Genomic DNA, 17,001 nt, shown 5'->3' with positions numbered 1-17,001 from the left:
CGGCGGCCCCGGGGGCCGCACCACGCGCAGCGCAGGAACGCGAGGAGCCCGTCATGAAGGCCATCACCTACCACCGCTACGGCGGCCCCGAGGTCCTGGAGTACGGAGAGGTGCGCGAGCCCAAGGTCGGCCCCGACTCGGTGCTGGTCAAGGTCATGGCCGCCGGCGTCAACCCGGTCGACTGGAAGGCGCGGGCGGGCTATCTGGCTCCCGTCCTGGAGGCCATCTTCCCGGTCATTCCGGGCTGGGACGTCGCGGGTGTCGTCGAGCGGCCCGGCCTCGCGGTGACCGAGTTCGCGGCGGGCGACGAGGTGATCGGCTACGTCCGCGAGGACTTTCTGTCCCGGGGCACCTTCGCCGAGTATGTCGCCGCGCCGGTGCGCACGCTGGCCCGCAAGCCGCGGAACCTGACCTTCACGCAGGCCGCGGGCATTCCACTGGCGGGCCTCACCGCGTACCAGACGCTGGTCAAGGCGCTGAAGGTCACCGAGGGCGACACCGTTCTGGTGCACGCGGCCGCGGGCGGCGTCGGTTCCATGGCCGTCCAGCTGGCCAAGCACCTCGGCGCCCGCGTGCTCGGCACCGCCAGTGAACGCAACCACGAATATCTGCGCGCCCTGGGCGCCGAGCCGGTCACCTACGGCGAGGGGCTCGCCGACCGCGTACGGGCGCTGGCCCCCGGCGGGGTGGACGCCGTCTTCGACACGGTCGGCGGCGACGCACTCACCGACTCGGTGCCGCTGCTGTCCGGTGGCGGGCGGCTGGCTTCCATCACCGACCAGGCGGTCCTCGCCCTCGGCGGCCGCTATGTCTTCGTCCGCCCCGACGCGAACGACCTCCAGGACCTCACGGACATCGCCGAGCGCGGCGCCCTCGGCGTCGAGGTCTCGGCCGTCTTCCCCCTGAAGAACACGGCCGACGCCCACCGCCTCAACGAGGAGGGCCACACCCGCGGCAAGATCGTCGTCACGGTCGGCTAGCGCCTGCGGCCCCCTGGACCTCCGGGCCGGACACCCCTGCGCCCCGGCCGGGGGCGCTACGGGGGGCCCTCCCTGAGGGCCGCCCTCGCGCGGGCGGTCCGCACCGCCGCGGACAGGGTGGCGATGTCATAGGCGCCGTGGTGGCGACGGCCGTTGACGAAGAACGTCGGCGTTCCCGAGACACCGCTCAGATCGGCGGATTCGACGTCCTCGGCGATCCGCTCGGCACCCGCCCGGCCGCGCACATCCGCGCGGAACCGCTCGCCGTCGAGCCCCAGCTGCTCCGCGTAGCCCAACAGATGTCTGACCTGAAGGTCGCCCTGATGGCTCAGCAGCATGTCGTGCATGTCCCAGTACCGGCCCTGGTGGGCCGCGGCCTCGGCGGCCTCGGCGGCGAGCTGGGCGTTGGGGTGGACATCCCGCAGCGGCAGATGGCGCCAGACGTAGCGCACGTCGTCGCCGAAGTCGGCGAGCAGCTCGCGGACCACGGGCTCCGCCAGGCCGCAGTACGGGCACTCGAAGTCCCCGTACTCGAGGAGCGTGACCGGTGCGGTCCGGGGGCCGCGGATGTGGTCGCGCTCCACGTCGACGGGGTCGCTGAGGTCGATGAGCGTCTGTGCCTCGCCCAGCAGCGCCCGCGCGCGGCGGCGCGGGGGCAGGAGGGCGATGGCCCGGGTCACCAGCCCGGTGGTGAGCAGCGAACCGATGATGGCGGCGAGGATGCCGATCTTCGCCTGTTCCAGCTGCTGCCCGCTGAAGGCGAGGGTGGCGATCAGCAGGGACACGGTGAAACCCACCCCGGCCAGACTCCCGCCCGCGGCGACGCCGCCCCAGCCGACCGGGGGGAGCAGCCGCTTGCGGCTCAGCCGTACGGCGACCCAGGTGGCGCCGAGGATGCCGACCGGCTTGCCCAGCACATAGCCCAGCAGGATGCCCAGGGTGGGGCGCGAGCCGAAGGCGTGGGCGAGGTCCCCGGGGGTGACGGTGATGCCCGCGTTGGCCAGCGCGAACAGCGGCACGATCACATAGCTGGTCCAGGGGTGGAACATCCGCTGGAGCCGCTCGTTCGGCGAGATCGCCGAGACCAGACCGCGGCGGAGCACCTGCTCCGACTCGGGGCTCGGCTGTTCGCGGAAGCGCCGGAACAGCCTGCTGGCCCGTTCCAGGGCGTGCCGCTCGGCCGGATGGGCGGGTACCAGCAGTCCGATGGCCAGGCCGCTCACCACCGGATCCACACCGGACTGGAGCATCGCCGCCCACAGGGCCACGGCCGGCACCGCGTACGCGGCCGAGCGCCGCACCCCGGCCACGCGCAGCCCCAGGAGCACGGCGAAGACGCCGACCGCCGTCAGCAGCGCGGGCACATGGACGACCTCGGTGTAGGCGAAGGCGATCACGACCAGGGCCAGCAGATCGTCGGCGACCGCGACGGTCAGGACGAAGACCCGCAGGCCGCGCGGGAGGCGCCGGCCGAAGAGGGCGAGCCCGCCGAGCGCGAAGGCCGTATCGGTGGACATGGCGGTTCCCCAGCCCCGCGCCGAGGGGTGACCGGCGTTGAGGGCGAGGAAGACGGCGACGGGGACGATCATGCCGAAGACCCCGGCCAACACCGGGAGGGTCACCCGACTGCGTTCGCGCAGCTCGCCCATGTCGAATTCGCGGCGGGCCTCCAAGCCGAGCACGAAGAAGAACAACGTGATCAGCCCGCTGTTCACCCACTCGCGCAGCTCCAGCGACACCCCGGCCGATGTGCCGAACCGCAGCGACAGCGGTGTGCTCCACCACGACTCGTAGCTGCCCGGCGCGGCATTGGCCCAGATCAGCGCCGCGACGGCGGCGACCAGAAGGACCGCGGCGCTGCCGGTCTCGGTCCGCAGAAACGCGCGCAGCGGGCCGCGCTCGTCCATCCCGGACGCGGTCTGGAGGGTCATCGTCGGATCCGAGGCCGCCACGGTCGCTCCTCTCCTGCCTCCTGCCAGCGTGCCCCCAGGAGGGCACCGGCCGCGCCGCGGCGGGCGCGGGTGGGTGGCGGGAGAAGGCGGGTGTACCGCGAGCGTGCCGACACGGCGGTACGGCGGCGCGCGCGTCAGCGTGCCAGCGCGGCGCCGAAGGCGACCAGCGCCAGCGTGCAGCCCGCCGCCGCCGCGGCCGCCCGCGGGGACAGTGCGGGCGGTCGCGGCGCGGTCATCGCCCGGATGCGGCGGGCCGCCACACCCAGGAACCCCAGCCAGGCCAGCACGGCGAACACCGCGCAGAGCACGGAGACCGGCCCGGTCCCGTTGTGCAGGGCCTGCCGGGCGGCCAGCGACGCCGCGACGGCGCAGGCCAGCGTCGTACGCCGCCAGGCCAGCCGGGTCCGCTCCGGCTGGAGCCCGGGGTCGCGGGACACGGGCTCGTGCGCTACGGGTTCGCGCCCGTCGGGATCGTCCGGCCCGGGGCCGTGCGGGCCGGGGCCGTGCGGGCCGGTAGGCGGCTGCGGCCCGGCCATCGGCTCAGCCGACCCAGCGGACCGCGACGAGGCCCACCATCACCAGGGCGAGCACCCCGACGGCCAGCCCCAGCACGACCGGGAAGCGGGAGACCGGCAGATCCTCGCCGCGCCGCATCGCCCGCTCACAGCGGATCCAGTGGTTGAGCGCCCGCACCGCGCACACCGCGCCCCCCGCCAGCAGCGTGAGCGCCGCCGCCAGCCGCAGCGTCCCGTCCGTGTCCGGCAGGAACTGGTCGACCGCGAAGCCCCCGCCGACCAGCGCCATCGCGGTGCGCAGCCAGGCCAGGAAGGTGCGTTCGTTGGCGAGGGAGAAGCGGTAGTCGGGGGTCTCCCCCTCGGCGCGCAGCCGCTCGGGCGCGAACCACAGCCGCACATCCGCGACGGCGGAGGCGAGTCTGCCCCGGGTCGGCGTGCGGTTGGCGTCGATCATGGGACAAGCCTACTAGGGCACGTATCGGCCCATTGGGTACGGGCGGGGGTGTCCGGCGGAGCTTCCCCCACCCCGCCCTTCCCGAAACCGGGGCTGCGCCCCAGACCCCGCCGGGGTTGCGCCCCCGATCCCTGCCGGGGCTGCGCCCCAGACCCGCCCCGGGCTGCGCCCCAGACCCCCGGGGCTGTGCCCCAGACCCCCGAGGCTGTGCCCCGAACCCCGCCGTGGCTCCGCCCCAGATCCCAGGGTCCAGGGGCAAAGCCCGCCACGCGGCGGAGCCGCACATCGGACACTGCGGGAAGGGGCGGGGTGGGGGAAAGCGCCTAGCCGCGCCACTCCCGTAGTCGCCGATAGGCCTCCACGCCGTCCGGCACCCACTCCCACTCGTCCAGCCGCCGCGCCAGCTCCTCCTCGCTCAGGAAGGCGTGCCAGGCGACCTCCTCGGCCTGCGGCGCGACCGGCAGCTCGCAGCGGACCTCGTAGATCCGCGACCACCAGGTGTGCTCCGGCGTGTCGTAGAGGAAGGAGAACAGCGGCGTCGGGGCGGGCAGCCCGGACACCCCCAGCTCCTCCTCGGCCTCGCGCAGCGCCGCCGTGTCGTACGACTCGCCCGCGCCGACGACACCGCCGACGAACATGTCGTACAGGGAAGGGAAGACGAGTTTCTCCGCGGTACGGCGGTGTACGAAGATCCGGCCCGCGCCGTCCCGGGCCAGTACGAAGACGGTCCGGTGGCGCAGCCTGCGGGCCATGGCGTCGGCGCGCCGGGCCTGCCCCACCACCTGGTCCCGCTCGTCCACGATGTCCAGCAGTTCGTCGGCCGAGAGCGGCTGGCGGGGCGGCTCCTGCCGCGACTGTTGATCGGGCATGCCGTCATCCAAGCAGGGGCGGCGCGGTCAGCGCCACCCTCCGCCCGGGTAGCCCGACCCGCCGTGGTGGCGCCCTCCGCGTCCGCGGCCCGATCCGTCGTAGCCCGACCCGTCGGACCCGGAGCCGTAGCGGTCCGCCCACTCCTCCGCCCAGCGGGCCGCCTGCTCCGAGTCCCGCCGCCAGTCCTCGGCGGACCGCCCCTGCCGCCCCCAGCCGGACGGCCAGGAGGGGCGCGTGGGCTCGGTGCGGGCCGGGGGCTTGGTCGGGGCCGTGGAGGGGGCCTGGGTCTCCGGCTGTGCGGCCGGGGCGCCGGTGGGCGGCGCGGGCTCGGGGGTGTGCGAGGCGCCCGGCAGCGGCTTGGCGCCGGCCGCCGCGTCGGCCACCGGGACGAAGTCGTCGCCGCCCGCGTCCGGCGCCGACGACGGCGCGTCGTGCGCGGGCGCGGCGGCGGCCTCCCGGCCGTCCTTGCCGAGCATCAGGAAGAGCGCGGTGGCGGCGCCGGTGGCGGAGAGCAGAATCGCCCCGGCCGCCGCCTTGCGCCGGTCGCTGACCGGGCGGCGGCGGGCGTGCCGGGGGCCGATCACCTCGCCCCGCAGCACCTGCGGGCCCTCCTCGGCCCCGGACCCGGCGAGTTCGACGGGTTGGGGGCCGGGAGTGACCAGCGTAGGACTCACCACGCGCCGGTCCGTGCTGGGCGGCCGCGAGGGAGAAGGATGGTGGTCAGCCATGGCGCCTGATGATGCCCGGCCGTCGAACCCCCTGTCCATCTTCGCGATCGATTGCGACCGTTATGTCGTACAAGGTGGTGCGGAGCAGGAGCTGGGGACCTGCGGACGGGTGCCCGGGAGGGCCGCCGCTTCCCGGGTTGACGCCATACTGACCGGTAGGCAGGATCACCGACACGACCGGTTCCCGGGCGCCGCCCGGCCGCCGGTTCCCTGCGCGCTCCTGACGAGACGGGACACCGGAAACCATGGCGTACGACGCGGATGTGATCGTGGTCGGGGCAGGGCTCGCGGGGCTGGCGGCCACCGCCGAGCTGGCCGACGCGGGCCGCAAGGTGATCCTGCTGGACCAGGAGCCCGAGCAGTCGCTCGGCGGCCAGGCCCACTGGTCCTTCGGCGGCCTCTTCCTCGTCGACTCGCCCGAGCAGCGCCGGCTGCGCATCCGCGACAGCCGCGAACTGGCCTGGCAGGACTGGCTGGGCACGGCCGGGTTCGACCGCGAGGAGGACTACTGGCCGCGCCGCTGGGCGGAGGCCTATGTGGACTTCGCGGCCGGTGAGAAGCGGGCCTGGCTGCACGCCCAGGGGCTGCGGCTGTTCCCGCTCGTCGGCTGGGCCGAGCGCGGCGGCTACGACGCGACCGGACACGGCAACTCCGTCCCCCGCTTCCACATCACCTGGGGCACCGGCCCGGGCGTCGTCGCGCCCTTCGAGCGGCGGGTGCGCGCCGCGGCCGCGCGCGGCCTGGTCCAACTGCGGTTCCGGCACCGGGTCACCGGGCTGTCCCGCAGCGCGGGCGCCGTCGACACCGTGACCGGCGAGATCCTGGAGCCGAGCGACGCCGAGCGCGGCACCCCCAGCGGCCGCGAGGTCGCCGGCGCCTTCGAGCTGCGCGCCCAAGCCGTGATCATCACCTCCGGCGGGATCGGCGGCAACCACGACCTGGTCCGCCGGAACTGGCCCGCCCGGCTGGGCACTCCGCCCGAGCGGATGCTCTCCGGCGTCCCCGCGCATGTGGACGGCAAGCTGCTGGGGGTCGCGGAGGCGGCGGGCGCGCGGTTGATCAACCGCGACCGGATGTGGCACTACACCGAGGGCATCGAGAACTGGAACCCCATCTGGCCCCGGCACGCCATCCGCATCCTGCCCGGCCCCTCCTCGCTGTGGTTCGACGCCCGCGGCAAGCGGCTCCCGGTGCCGCTCTTCCCCGGCTTCGACACCCTCGGCACGCTCGAACACATCATGCGGACCGGCTACGACTACACCTGGTTCGTGCTCACCCAGAAGATCATCGAGAAGGAGTTCGCGCTCTCCGGCTCCGAACAGAACCCGGACCTCACCGGCAAGAGGGTCCGCGATGTGCTGGGCCGCGGCCGGGGCGGGGTGCCCGGCCCGGTCCAGGCGTTCATGGACCATGGCGCGGACTTCATCGTCGAGCGGTCGCTCACGGGTCTCGTACGGCGGATGAACGAGCTCACCAAGGAGCCGCTGATCGACGAGGCGGAGCTGCGCCGCGACATCGTCGCCCGCGACCGGGAGATCACCAACCCCTACACCAAGGACCTCCAGATCACGGCCCTGCGCGGCACCCGTAAATACCTCGGCGACCGCCTCATCCGCACCGCCGCCCCGCACCGGATCCTCGACCCCAAGGCGGGCCCGCTGATCGCCGTGCGCCTCAACATCCTGACCCGCAAGACGCTGGGCGGTCTGGAGACCGACCTGTCCGCGCGGGTGCTGACCGAGGGCGGGGAGCCGCTGCCCGGCGTGTACGCGGCGGGCGAGGCGGCCGGGTTCGGCGGCGGCGGCGTCCACGGCTACCGCTCCCTGGAGGGCACGTTCCTCGGCGGCTGTCTCTTCTCCGGCCGTACGGCGGGCCGCGCAGCCGCGAAGGCGGTGGGGTAGGGGCGGGGGAGCCGCGTAGGGCTTCTTCGACGGAAGCTGGCGCCGGTCGCCCCCGGGGTGCTCTCATCAATGGCATGGACCGCAACCCCGGCGCCGCGGAGCCCCCCGCCGCCGATCCGGACACCACCGACCCGGACACCATCGGTCGCGGCGCCCCCGTCGGCCGCCGCGTCATCCTCGGCATGCTCGCCCTGGGCGCGGGCGGCATGGCCGCCGCCCCCTGGCTCCAGGCCCGCCTGGAGACCTTCCTGGCCGCGGCGGCCGACAACGACCCCACCGGGGTGACCGGGCTGCTGCCCAACGGCGGCGGGTTCCGGTACTACTCGGTGACCTCCTCCGTCCCCCACAAGGACGCCGACAGCTACCGGCTGACCGTCGGCGGGCTCGTGGACAAGCCCGCCGGCTACCGGCTCGCCGACCTCCGCGCGCTGCCCCAGCACCGCATCGTCCACGACGTCCAGTGCGTCACCGGCTGGCGCGTGCCGCACACCTCCTTCGAGGGCGTGCGCCTGGCCACGCTGCTCGACGCCGCCGGGGTCCGCCCGGGCGCCGGGGCCGTCCGGTTCACCTGCTTCGACGGGGCGTACAGCGAGAGCCTCACCCTCGAACAGGCCCGCCGGGACGACGTCCTGGTCGCGCTGCGGATGCGGGACGAGCCGCTGGGCCACTCCCACGGCGGCCCGGTGCGGCTGTACGTCGCCCCCATGTACTTCTACAAGTCGGCGAAATGGCTCTCCGGCATCGAGGTCACCCGCGACGTACAGCCGGGCTACTGGGAGCACCGCGGCTACGACGTGGACGCGTGGGTCGGCAAGTCGAACGGACGCGACGATGCCCCCACCACCTGACGCCCGCCCCGGCGGCGCCGCCCCCGCCCCCCGCGCCGCACGCTCCCGGCCCCGCACCCGCGTGGCCCGCTTCACCCCGGCCGAGCGCTGGATCCACCGCACCACCGCCGCCCTCCTGGGCGCCTGCGTGGTGAGCGCGGCCTGCCTGTATCTGCCCCAGCTCGCCGAACTCGTCGGCCGCCGGGTCCTGGTGGTCACGGTGCACGAGTGGACCGGCATCCTGACCCCGGTCCCCACCCTGCTGGGCCTGGCCTCCCGCGCCTTCCGCGCCGACCTCTCCCGCCTCAACCGCTTCGGCCCGCACGACCGCCGCTGGCTGCGCTCGGTGCTGCGGCGCGACTGGAGCGACGGGGCGCGCCCGGCGGGGAAGTTCAACGCCGGGCAGAAGCTGTACGCCGCCTATCTCAGCGGCGCCGTGCTGGTGATGGCGGGCACGGGGCTGCTGATGTGGTTCACCGGTCTGGCCCCGCTGGTGTGGCGCATCAGCGCCACCTTCGTCCACGACTGGCTGGCGCTGGCCGTCGGCGTCGTGCTGCTCGGGCACATCGCCATGGCGCTCGCCGACCCGGAGGCCCGGCGCGGGATGCGCACCGGCACGGTCGACCGGGCCTGGGCGGCCCGCGAGCACCCGCTGTGGCGCACCGGCGAGGACCGGGAGGACCGCCGGGACCGCGAGGGCCGCGAGGACACAAGCGTGAATTGAAAGCCGTCGCCCCGCCCCGATGCCATGATGCGACACACACCGTCAATTCCGAGGCCGGGAAAAGCCGGGGAACAGGAATGCCCGCATGGCCGTGAAAGGTCTCAGAAAAGCCATCGCACGATACGGGGCACCGACCGCGGGATGCGTCGTCGCGCTGCTCGCGCTGACCGGATGTCTCGGCTCGCCCGGCGCGCCGGAACGGCGGGGCGGGCTGTGGGTGAACCCGGACAACCCGGCGGCCCGGCACGCCCGTGACCAGCGGCGCGCCGGCCGGTACGCGGACGCGCGGCTCATGCGGCGGATCGCCGACGAGCCGCTGGCCGAATGGCTCGGCCCGAATCCGCGCGACCGGGTCAGGCTCGTCACCGAATCCGCCGCGCGGGAACACCGTACGCCGGTGCTGGTCGCTTATCACATTCCGTACCGGGACTGCGGGCATTACTCCGCGGGAGGGGCGAGGAACGACAGGGAATACCTTGACTGGATCCGGGAAATCGTCTCCGGAATCGGCGATCGAAAGGCGATTGTCGTATTGGAGCCCGACGCGGTGGCCCAGGTGGTCGACGGCTGTGTCCCCGAGCGGCTGCGGGGCCCGCGGCTGGCCCTGCTGCGCGACGCCGTCGCCATGCTCTCCGCGCCGCCCGGCACCCAGGTCTATCTCGACGCGGGGAACCCGGGGTGGATCCGGAACACCCAGCGGCTGGTGGAGCCGCTCTGGGAGAGCGGCATCGAGCAGGCGGACGGCTTCTCGCTGAACGTCTCCAACTTCCAGCCGACGCGGGTGACCCGCGCCTACGGCCACCGGCTGTCGACCCAGCTCGGCGGCGCCCACTTCATCATCGACACCAGCCGCAACGGCAACGGCCCGCTCACCCGCGGCGGGGAGGGCGGGGCCGACGACGCCAAGGGCGGCGCGCGGGACGACGCCAAGGGCGGCGGCGGAAGCGCGGGACATCCCGGCACCGGCGCGGGCACCCGCCATCGCGTCGTCGGCGGCGAGGAGAACTGGTGCAACCCCCCGGGCCGGGCGCTGGGCGAGCCCCCGAGCACCCGCACCGGCGACCCCTCCATCGACGCCTATCTGTGGATCAAGCGTCCCGGCGAGTCCGACGGGACCTGCAACGGCGGCCCCCCGGCCGGCCGTTGGTGGACGGAGTACGCCCTCGACCTGGCCCGCAACGCCAAGGCGCGCCACAGGTGACGGCGGGCGGGAGCGGGTGACGGCAGACGGGCGCGGATGAGGGCACGGGCCGTCAGCCCGCCCCGGCGTGGGCCTCGGCGCGCGCCTCCGCGGGCGCCTCGGCGCGGGCCGTCGGCACCGCCGCGGCGGTGCGCCGGGTGCGCCGCGCCAGCAACAGCCCGCCCACCCAGATGGCCATCGGCGCCAGGCACAGCCCCACCGCCAGCAGCGCCCAGGTGCGCATCGCCGCGTGGGTGTGCCCCAGGAACAGCGAGGCGACCAGCGAGCCGCCGAACACCGCGGCCCACACCAGATGGATACGGAAGGTGGACAGCTGGTCGGCGCTGGAGGAGTCGCCCTTCGGCGTGACCACGAACCGGCTTCTGCGCCGCAGCAGCGCGTCGCACAGCGACTTGGCGTAGATCGGGGCGGACAGCGCGGACAGCAGCATCCCCGCCACCCCGCCGGAGCCCTCCGGCTCGTGAGGGGAGACGTTGTGCCGCCGGTTCCACACGTACAGCCCGATCTGGAGCGCCGCGGCGTCGCTGTAGAGCATCATCCACATCTCCGCCGGGATGTGGATCCCGGAGGCGCCCAGCACCAGGAACAGCGCGCAGGACAGCGCCGACAGCATCCAGTTGAGCGCGGTCATCGGGTAGTACGCGATCATCAGCGAGTAGTTGAGCAGCTTCCCCGGCGACAGTGTGAACGGCGCCTTCCAGAACTGCTTGAGCACCGTCTCGTAGGTGCCCCGGCTCCAGCGCAGCTGCTGGGTGAAGAAGTCCGTCCAGGTGCTCGGGCCCTCCCCGACGGCCAGCACGTCCGGGGTGTAGACCGAGCGCCACTTCTTCCTGGTGACCGGGTTGCGGCGGCGGTGCAGCTCGAAGCCGGTGGCCATGTCCTCGGTGATCGAGTCGTACAGCCCGCCGATGCTCCGCAGCGCGGCGATGCGCACCGCGTTGTTGGTCCCGACGAACATGGGGCCGCCATACGCGTTTCCCGCCCGCTGGATCAGCGCGTGGAACAGGAACTGCTGGCTCTCGGCCGCTTTGGTGACCGCCGTGTCGTAATTGCCGTACACCTGCGGGCCGACCACAAAGGCGATATCCGGGTCGCGGAAGTAACCCATCATCCGCTCGAGGAAGTTGGGCAGCGGAACGTGATCGGTGTCCACGCAGGCCATGAATTCATAGTCGTCGCCATGGGCGTCCAGCCAGGCGTTGTAATTCCCGTGCTTGGTCTTCGCACGAAAGGGCCCCTTCGGCTGATTCCACTTCTCGACACCCTTGCGGGAGAAATGCCGGACGCCGAGCCGCGCGCACAGCTCCTTGACCTCGTCGTCGTTCCCCTCGTCCAGCAGCCATACGTCGAGCCACCCGGCGTGCCTGACCCGCATCGCCCCCTCCAGCGTCGCCCGGACCATCTCGATCGGCTCCTTGCCGGGCACGAAGCTGGTCAGAAACGCCACCCGGGTCCCCGGCTCGGCGGTCACCGGCACCGGGTCCCGGGCCACCAGCGTGGCGTGCGCGTTGGAGACCACGGTGAACAGGCGGAACGCCTCGATCAGCGCGATCGAGAGCAGCATCGTGGTGTCCGCCGCCGTCTCCCAGGCCGCCACATAGTCGCGGTGCACCCAGTGCTGCGGCTGGAGCAGCCACAGCAGCAGCAGCCCCGAACACACCGGCGCCGCGCACAGCAGCAGCGCCGCGCGGACGCGGTGCGGCTCCTGCGCCAGCAGGCTGCGGCAGCGCACCCGGTACGGGCGGCCGGGCGGCGGCTGGGTCAGCGGGCCCGCCAGTTGGCTGTACCGCTTGTACTCGTACGCCGCCGCGGGGCCCCGGCGGCGGGAGGTCGTCCCATGGTGCGCGGGCCGTGCGGGGCGCGGCGCGGCGCGGGGCGTGGCACCCGGCTCGGAAGCGTCTCTGACGGGCGTTGGTGCAGACATCTGGGCACTCCCGCGGGTCGCCTGGGACAAAATATCGCGCGGCGATGACCCGGACGGCTTACATTCGTCAGGTCATCGCGCGAGATGAGAAGGTAACAATCCCATGGGGAATGACTGTGCAAATCGGATTTTCGGCGCGCCTTGGCGCGCCCCGGTGCTCCCCGTCGCTTCCCGGCGCTGCCCGTCGTATTGGGCGGACCGCCACTCCGACGGCCTATAGCCGCGCGTCTTACGTGATTTACATCCCGACGTCTGTCATGGTCGGATGCGATTCGGCGTGCATGTTTCGACCGCGCGATCCGGGCTGCGTTTCGGCCGCGCGTTTCGGCTGCCGGGTTCGGCATGTGTGAGGAAGCCCGCGCCATGGGGCGGGCGCGATAGGAAAGATGGGGCCCGGTCGCCCGATGAGAGTGCTGCACATCATCTCGCGCCTCGGCGCTGGTGGCGCCGAGCAGCAACTGCGGCTGCTGCTGCGCCACCTGCCCGCCCGCTGTGACGTCCTCACCCTGTCCGCCCCCGGGGCCGCCGGCCACGGCATCCGGGCGGACGGGGTGCCCGTCACCCACCTGCCCCTGCGCGGCCGCGACCCGATGGCCCCGGCCCGGCTGGCGCGGTTCATCCGCGGCGGCGGCTACGACCTGGTCCACACCCATCTCCACCGGGCCTGCGTATACGGCCGGATCGCCGCCCGGCTGGCGGGCGTCGGCGCCGTGATCGCCACCGAACACAGCCTGGGCGACCGCCACATCGACGGCCGCCCGCACACCGTCGGCACCCGCGCCCGCTACCTCGCCGCCGAGCGCCTGGGCTCGGCGACCGTCGCCGTCTCGGCCGCCGTCGCCGACCGGCTCCGCGCCTGGGGCGTCGCCAACCACCGCATCCACCTGGTGCCCAACGGCCTGGACGCCCGCCACTTCCACTACACCCCGGCCGCCCGCGCCGCCGCCCGCGCCCGCCTCGGCATCCCCGCACATGCCTTCGTCGTCGGCGGGGTGGGCCGGCTGGTGGCGGCCAAGCGCTTCGACGTGGCGCTGCGGGCCGTCGCCGAGGTGCCCGAGGCCCGGCTGCTGCTGGTCGGCGACGGTCCCGAGCGCACCGCGCTGCACGACCTGGCCGCCTGGCTCGGGGTGGCCGACCGGGTCCGGCTGCTCGGCGAGCGCGACGGGGCGGTGGCCGGGACGGGGGACCGGCCCGCCGACATCCCCGGGCTGCTGGCCGCCATGGACGTCTTCGTCGCGCCGTCCGCGGAGGAGGCGTTCGGCATCGCCGCCGTGGAGGCCCTCGCGGCCGGGCTGCCGGTGCTCTACACCGTCTGCCCCGCCCTCGACGAACTGCCGCCCGGCGCCGCCCCCGGCGCCCACCGCATCGGCCCCGGCGCCGCCGCCCTGGCCGGCGCCCTGCGCGAATCCGCCGCCGCCGGCCCCGTACGGTTCCCGGTGCCCGCCGCCGTCGAGCGCTATGACATCGTCCGCACCGCCCGCCGGCTGGCGCTGCTGTACGAACGCTCCGTCAGCTGCGGGCCCGACGGCTGCGCCCGCGGCCCCGCCGTCACCCTGCGCTGGCCGCGGAGCGGTGCTCCTGCGGGCTGACCCCGCGCACCCGCTTGAAGGCCGAGCTGAGCGCGTACGGGCTGCCGTAGCCGACCCGCCGGGCCACCGCCCCGAGGGTCGCGTCCGGCTCCCGCAGCAGGTCGGCGGCCAGCGCCAGCCGCCAGCCGGTCAGATACGCCATGGGCGGCTCGCCGACCAGCTCGGTGAAGCGCCGGGCCAGCGCCGCCCGGGAGACCCCGGTCCGCTCGGCCAGCAGGGCCACCGTCCACGGATGGGCCGGATGGTTCTGGAGCAGCCGCAGGGCGCGGCCCACCACCGGGTCGCCCAGCGCCCGATACCAGGCCGGGGCCCGCGCCTCCGGCCGGGCGAACCACGCCCGCAGCACGGAGATCAGCACCAGGTCGAGCAGCCGGTCCAGCACGGCCGTCTGGCCCGCCTCGTCCTTGACGATCTCCTCGCCCAGCCACGACAGCAACGGTGAGCCGCACTCCTCGCCCGGCAGCACCAGCAGCGGCGGCAGCGCGTCCAGCAGCCGCCGGCTGATCTCCCCGTCCATCCGGTACGTACCGACCAGCATCGTCGCCGAGCCGTGCTCGCTGTTGCCCCAGGTGCGCACCCCCAGCGCCATCCGCTCGGCCAGATCCTCGCCCTCGGCGGTGCGGCACACCTCGCCGGGCAGGATCCAGGCCTGCGGCCTGGTGGCCGGATCATCGGCCACCGTGTACGGGTCGGGGCCGCGCACGATCGCGACGTCCCCCGGAACCAGCCGCACCCCTTTTTCCGGGTCGCCACCCTCCGGGACCACCCATGCCTCGCCGCGCGCCACGGTCATCACACACAGCGGGGCCCGGTCCTCGATCCGCACGGACCAGGGCGGTTCCATGACCATACGGAGCAGAAACGCCCCCCGGGCTCTCGGCCCGTCCAGCAGGCCGGCCAGTGGATCCATGGCGCCCGCTACCGCCGTTCGAGGGCGGCCGTGGAGCCCCGTACCACCAGATGCGTCGGCAACACCCGCTGCGGGGGCTGCTCGCCCTCGGCGGCGGGGGTGGCCAGCATGCGGAACAGCAGATCGACGGCGGCCCGCGCGCCGTGCGCCTTGGGCACCGAGACCGTGGTCAGCGGCGGCGCCGCCATCCCGGCCAGGGCGATGTCGTCGCAGCCCACCACGCTCATCTCGTCCGGCACCCGCACCCCCCGCACCGCGAACCTGCTCATCAGACCGAACGCGACGATGTCGTCGAACGCCAGCACCGCGCTCGCCCCGCTGGCCAGCACCACATCGGCGGCCCCGGTGACCCCGCCGTCGAAGTGCGGCGCCACACTCCCCACCTGCACGATCTCCACCAACCCTGACGCGGCCACCGCCGCCACCCCGGCCGCCCGCTCCCGCGCGGCCCACGAGCTGCGCGGCCCTCCGACATAGGCGATCCTGCGGTGGCCCAGCGCGTGCAGATGGGTCAGCGCGTCGGTGATCCCCTCCACCAGGTCGGCCGTGACGCATCCGAACCCCGGCTCCTTTCGGTGCAGCAGCACGATCGGCTTGTCGGTGAGCTCGCCCAGCGACCCCAACTCCTCGCCGCTCAGATGCGGGGAACACAGCACGATCCCGTCCACCTGCGGGGCCAGGGTGCGGATCGCGTCCAGCTCCAGGCCCTCGTCCCGCTCGGCGTCGCTCAAGAACACCGTGTGGCCGAGCCCCCGGGCCCGCGCCTGCACCCCCTTGCAGATGTCCGCGAAGAAGGGGTTCAGCAGATCCGGGACGATCACGCCCAGGTGGCCCGTGCGCCCGGTGATCAGCCCGCGCGCGGCCTGGTTGGGCTGATAGCCGAGCCGGTCGGCGGCGGCCCGGACCCGCTCGCGCGTCACGGGGCTCACCGTCCCGCCGGGCGTCAGGGCCCGCGACACGGTGGACGGGGACACCCCCGACGCCTTCGCGACGTCCCGAATCGTCACCTGCACGCCCCGAGGTTGACACCCCGTTCCACCCGCGTCAAACATCGTCCCCCCAGGCCACCACCGGCTTCACGGTGTTAGGAACTCTTAAGACGCCCTTGTGAGACTTGCGCGGACCGGTTTTCGTACCTGTCCACGCTTGAATCGAGGCACCGTGTCTCCTTCGGAAGCCACGTCCACTTCATCCACCGCAGCCGCGTCTCCCGACTTCCTCGATCCGTCCTTCTGGGCCCGGCCGCTCGATGAGCGTGCGGCGGTGTTCGAGAGGCTGCGTGGGCTGCCGCACCCCGAATTGGTGTCGCCGCGGCTGCCCTGGGGGCCGATGGCATCCGGCTATTACGCGCTGGCGAAACACGCGGACATCGCCGAGGTGAGCCGGCGCCCTCAGGACTTTTCGTCCGAGGGCGCCACCACGATGCTGACGCCGGAGATGGAAGAGTTCTACGGCTCCATGATCACCATGGACAATCCGGAGCACGCCAGGTTACGGCGCATCGTGGCGCGGTCGTTCGGCCGCAACATGGCGCCCAGGTTCGATGCCATTGCCCGTCAGGTGGCCCGGCGGATCGTGGACGAGCTCATCGAGCGCGGGCCCGGCGACTTCGTCCGCCCGGCGGCGGAGATGCCCATCGCCGTGCTCAGCACCATGATGGGCATTCCCAGTGAGGACTACGAATTCCTCTTCGAGCGGACGAACATCATCATGGGCGGGCTCGACCCCGAGGTCGCGGCCAGCCCCGAGGACGCGGCGGCCGCCGTGCTGGGCGCCCTGCGGGACCTCGGGGACTACATCGGACGGCTCCGCGAGGACCGGCTCGCCCGCCCCAGCAACGATGTCATCACCAAGCTGGTCCAGGTACAGGACGACGGAGAACAACTCACCCGCCAGGAACTGGTCTCCTTCTTCATCCTCCTCGTCAACGCCGGCATGGAGACCACCCGCAACTCCATCGCCCAGGCCCTGGTGCTGCTCACCGCCCACCCGGACCAGCGGCAACTTCTGCTGTCGGACTTCGAACGCCATGCGAAGGGCGCCGTCGAGGAGATCCTCCGGGTGGGTACCCCCATCAACTGGATGCGCCGGACCGCCACCGGCGACATCGAGATGAACGGCCATCGGTTCCGCAAGGGCGACCAGGTTTTCCTCCTCTACTGGTCCGCGAACCACGACGGACACGTCTTCGAGGATCCGTACCGCTTCGACATCACCCGGGACCCCAATCCGCATCTGTCATTCGGCGCGGTGGGGCCGCACTTCTGTCTCGGCGCCCATCTCGCCCGGATCGAGATCATCGCCATGTACCGAGAACTCCTGGCCTCACTCCCGGACATCCGCTCGGAGGGCGAGCCCATCCGCCTGGATTCCAGCTTCGTCGAGGGCTTCAAAGGTCTGAACTGCACGTTCTGACGCTAAAAGAG

At 73.4% G+C, this 17,001-nt stretch carries 15 protein-coding genes; 7 read left to right on the top strand and 8 right to left on the bottom strand.

Features of this window, described 5'->3' with window-relative positions; all coding sequences use genetic code 11:
* The first annotated feature begins 53 nt into the window (after positions 1 to 53).
* Positions 54 to 980 (top strand): NADP-dependent oxidoreductase, encoded by a 927-nt coding sequence (locus ACZ4WQ_RS15375; protein ID WP_398376793.1) that lies wholly within the window; start codon positions 54 to 56, stop codon positions 978 to 980.
* A gap of 56 nt (positions 981 to 1,036) precedes the next feature.
* Here the strand turns inward: ACZ4WQ_RS15375 and nhaA are convergent, their stop codons facing one another.
* From nhaA to ACZ4WQ_RS15350, 5 genes are all read right to left on the bottom strand, one after another.
* Complete coding sequence (nhaA, locus tag ACZ4WQ_RS15370; RefSeq protein WP_361185122.1) at positions 1,037 to 2,911, bottom strand: Na+/H+ antiporter NhaA; 1,875 nt, start codon at positions 2,909 to 2,911, stop codon at positions 1,037 to 1,039.
* A 155-nt stretch (positions 2,912 to 3,066) separates the two neighbouring features.
* Positions 3,067 to 3,468, bottom strand: a complete 402-nt coding sequence (locus ACZ4WQ_RS15365) for a DUF202 domain-containing protein (RefSeq protein WP_398376794.1) — start codon at positions 3,466 to 3,468, stop codon at positions 3,067 to 3,069.
* A gap of 4 nt (positions 3,469 to 3,472) precedes the next feature.
* Entirely contained in the window at positions 3,473 to 3,901 is a 429-nt protein-coding gene (locus ACZ4WQ_RS15360) for a YidH family protein (RefSeq protein WP_358846350.1), read from the bottom strand.
* A gap of 323 nt (positions 3,902 to 4,224) precedes the next feature.
* Complete coding sequence (locus ACZ4WQ_RS15355; RefSeq protein WP_311725205.1) at positions 4,225 to 4,770, bottom strand: NUDIX hydrolase; 546 nt, start codon at positions 4,768 to 4,770, stop codon at positions 4,225 to 4,227.
* 27 nt (positions 4,771 to 4,797) lie between these two features.
* On the bottom strand, positions 4,798 to 5,499 hold the full coding sequence (locus tag ACZ4WQ_RS15350) for a hypothetical protein (RefSeq protein ID WP_398376795.1): 702 nt from the start codon (positions 5,497 to 5,499) through the stop codon (positions 4,798 to 4,800).
* Positions 5,500 to 5,744: 245 nt separating this feature from the next.
* On the opposite strand from ACZ4WQ_RS15350, the gene ACZ4WQ_RS15345 reads away from it, so the two are divergent.
* From ACZ4WQ_RS15345 to ACZ4WQ_RS15330, 4 genes are all read left to right on the top strand, one after another.
* Positions 5,745 to 7,400, top strand: coding sequence for an FAD-binding dehydrogenase (locus ACZ4WQ_RS15345; protein ID WP_398376796.1), 1,656 nt, complete (start codon positions 5,745 to 5,747; stop codon positions 7,398 to 7,400).
* Positions 7,401 to 7,474: 74 nt separating this feature from the next.
* Complete coding sequence (locus ACZ4WQ_RS15340) at positions 7,475 to 8,248, top strand: molybdopterin-dependent oxidoreductase (protein WP_398376797.1); 774 nt, start codon at positions 7,475 to 7,477, stop codon at positions 8,246 to 8,248.
* A complete protein-coding gene (locus ACZ4WQ_RS15335; protein WP_311725209.1) occupies positions 8,232 to 8,951 on the top strand; it encodes a cytochrome b/b6 domain-containing protein in 720 nt (239 codons plus the stop codon). Before ACZ4WQ_RS15340 ends, ACZ4WQ_RS15335 begins: the two co-directional genes overlap by 17 nt.
* Before the next feature lie 85 nt (positions 8,952 to 9,036).
* Positions 9,037 to 10,152 (top strand): glycoside hydrolase family 6 protein, encoded by a 1,116-nt coding sequence (locus tag ACZ4WQ_RS15330; protein ID WP_398376799.1) that lies wholly within the window; start codon positions 9,037 to 9,039, stop codon positions 10,150 to 10,152.
* 52 nt (positions 10,153 to 10,204) lie between these two features.
* Here the strand turns inward: ACZ4WQ_RS15330 and ACZ4WQ_RS15325 are convergent, their stop codons facing one another.
* Positions 10,205 to 12,076 (bottom strand): glycosyltransferase family 2 protein, encoded by a 1,872-nt coding sequence (locus ACZ4WQ_RS15325; protein WP_361185061.1) that lies wholly within the window; start codon positions 12,074 to 12,076, stop codon positions 10,205 to 10,207.
* A 404-nt stretch (positions 12,077 to 12,480) separates the two neighbouring features.
* On the opposite strand from ACZ4WQ_RS15325, the gene ACZ4WQ_RS15320 reads away from it, so the two are divergent.
* A complete protein-coding gene (locus tag ACZ4WQ_RS15320; RefSeq protein WP_398376801.1) occupies positions 12,481 to 13,665 on the top strand; it encodes a glycosyltransferase in 1,185 nt (394 codons plus the stop codon).
* On the opposite strand, the gene ACZ4WQ_RS15315 is transcribed toward ACZ4WQ_RS15320, so the two are convergent.
* Complete coding sequence (locus tag ACZ4WQ_RS15315) at positions 13,625 to 14,575, bottom strand: AraC family transcriptional regulator (RefSeq protein WP_398376802.1); 951 nt, start codon at positions 14,573 to 14,575, stop codon at positions 13,625 to 13,627. The two genes, ACZ4WQ_RS15320 and ACZ4WQ_RS15315, sit on opposite strands and share 41 nt — an antisense overlap.
* 8 nt (positions 14,576 to 14,583) lie before the next feature.
* The gene (locus ACZ4WQ_RS15310) at positions 14,584 to 15,588 is read right to left on the bottom strand and encodes a LacI family DNA-binding transcriptional regulator (protein WP_398376804.1); all 1,005 of its coding nucleotides are present in this window, start codon (positions 15,586 to 15,588) and stop codon (positions 14,584 to 14,586) included.
* Between the two features lie 250 nt (positions 15,589 to 15,838).
* Between ACZ4WQ_RS15310 and ACZ4WQ_RS15305 the strand changes: the two genes are divergently transcribed.
* The gene (locus tag ACZ4WQ_RS15305; protein ID WP_398376805.1) at positions 15,839 to 16,990 is read left to right on the top strand and encodes a cytochrome P450; all 1,152 of its coding nucleotides are present in this window, start codon (positions 15,839 to 15,841) and stop codon (positions 16,988 to 16,990) included.
* The last annotated feature ends 11 nt before the right edge of the window (positions 16,991 to 17,001 follow it).

This window comes from Streptomyces sp. NPDC028305 (assembly GCF_055569495.1).
Note: the sequence above shows the minus strand (reverse complement) of the source record. Positions and strands in the feature narration are given on the sequence as shown.

What these genes read in the sequence shown, in the direction of transcription:
- ACZ4WQ_RS15320 (WP_398376801.1), top strand. Translation starts at nt 12,481, where the DNA reads ATGAGAGTGCTGCACATCATCTCGCGCCTCGGCGCTGGTGGCGCCGAG.
- ACZ4WQ_RS15355 (WP_311725205.1), bottom strand. Translation starts at nt 4,770, where the DNA reads ATGCCCGATCAACAGTCGCGGCAGGAGCCGCCCCGCCAGCCGCTCTCG.
- ACZ4WQ_RS15350 (WP_398376795.1), bottom strand. Translation starts at nt 5,499, where the DNA reads ATGGCTGACCACCATCCTTCTCCCTCGCGGCCGCCCAGCACGGACCGG.
- ACZ4WQ_RS15340 (WP_398376797.1), top strand. Translation starts at nt 7,475, where the DNA reads ATGGACCGCAACCCCGGCGCCGCGGAGCCCCCCGCCGCCGATCCGGAC.
- ACZ4WQ_RS15330 (WP_398376799.1), top strand. Translation starts at nt 9,037, where the DNA reads ATGGCCGTGAAAGGTCTCAGAAAAGCCATCGCACGATACGGGGCACCG.
- ACZ4WQ_RS15345 (WP_398376796.1), top strand. Translation starts at nt 5,745, where the DNA reads ATGGCGTACGACGCGGATGTGATCGTGGTCGGGGCAGGGCTCGCGGGG.
- ACZ4WQ_RS15360 (WP_358846350.1), bottom strand. Translation starts at nt 3,901, where the DNA reads ATGATCGACGCCAACCGCACGCCGACCCGGGGCAGACTCGCCTCCGCC.
- ACZ4WQ_RS15335 (WP_311725209.1), top strand. Translation starts at nt 8,232, where the DNA reads ATGCCCCCACCACCTGACGCCCGCCCCGGCGGCGCCGCCCCCGCCCCC.
- ACZ4WQ_RS15365 (WP_398376794.1), bottom strand. Translation starts at nt 3,468, where the DNA reads ATGGCCGGGCCGCAGCCGCCTACCGGCCCGCACGGCCCCGGCCCGCAC.
- ACZ4WQ_RS15315 (WP_398376802.1), bottom strand. Translation starts at nt 14,575, where the DNA reads ATGGATCCACTGGCCGGCCTGCTGGACGGGCCGAGAGCCCGGGGGGCG.
- ACZ4WQ_RS15325 (WP_361185061.1), bottom strand. Translation starts at nt 12,076, where the DNA reads ATGTCTGCACCAACGCCCGTCAGAGACGCTTCCGAGCCGGGTGCCACG.
- ACZ4WQ_RS15375 (WP_398376793.1), top strand. Translation starts at nt 54, where the DNA reads ATGAAGGCCATCACCTACCACCGCTACGGCGGCCCCGAGGTCCTGGAG.
- nhaA (WP_361185122.1), bottom strand. Translation starts at nt 2,911, where the DNA reads ATGACCCTCCAGACCGCGTCCGGGATGGACGAGCGCGGCCCGCTGCGC.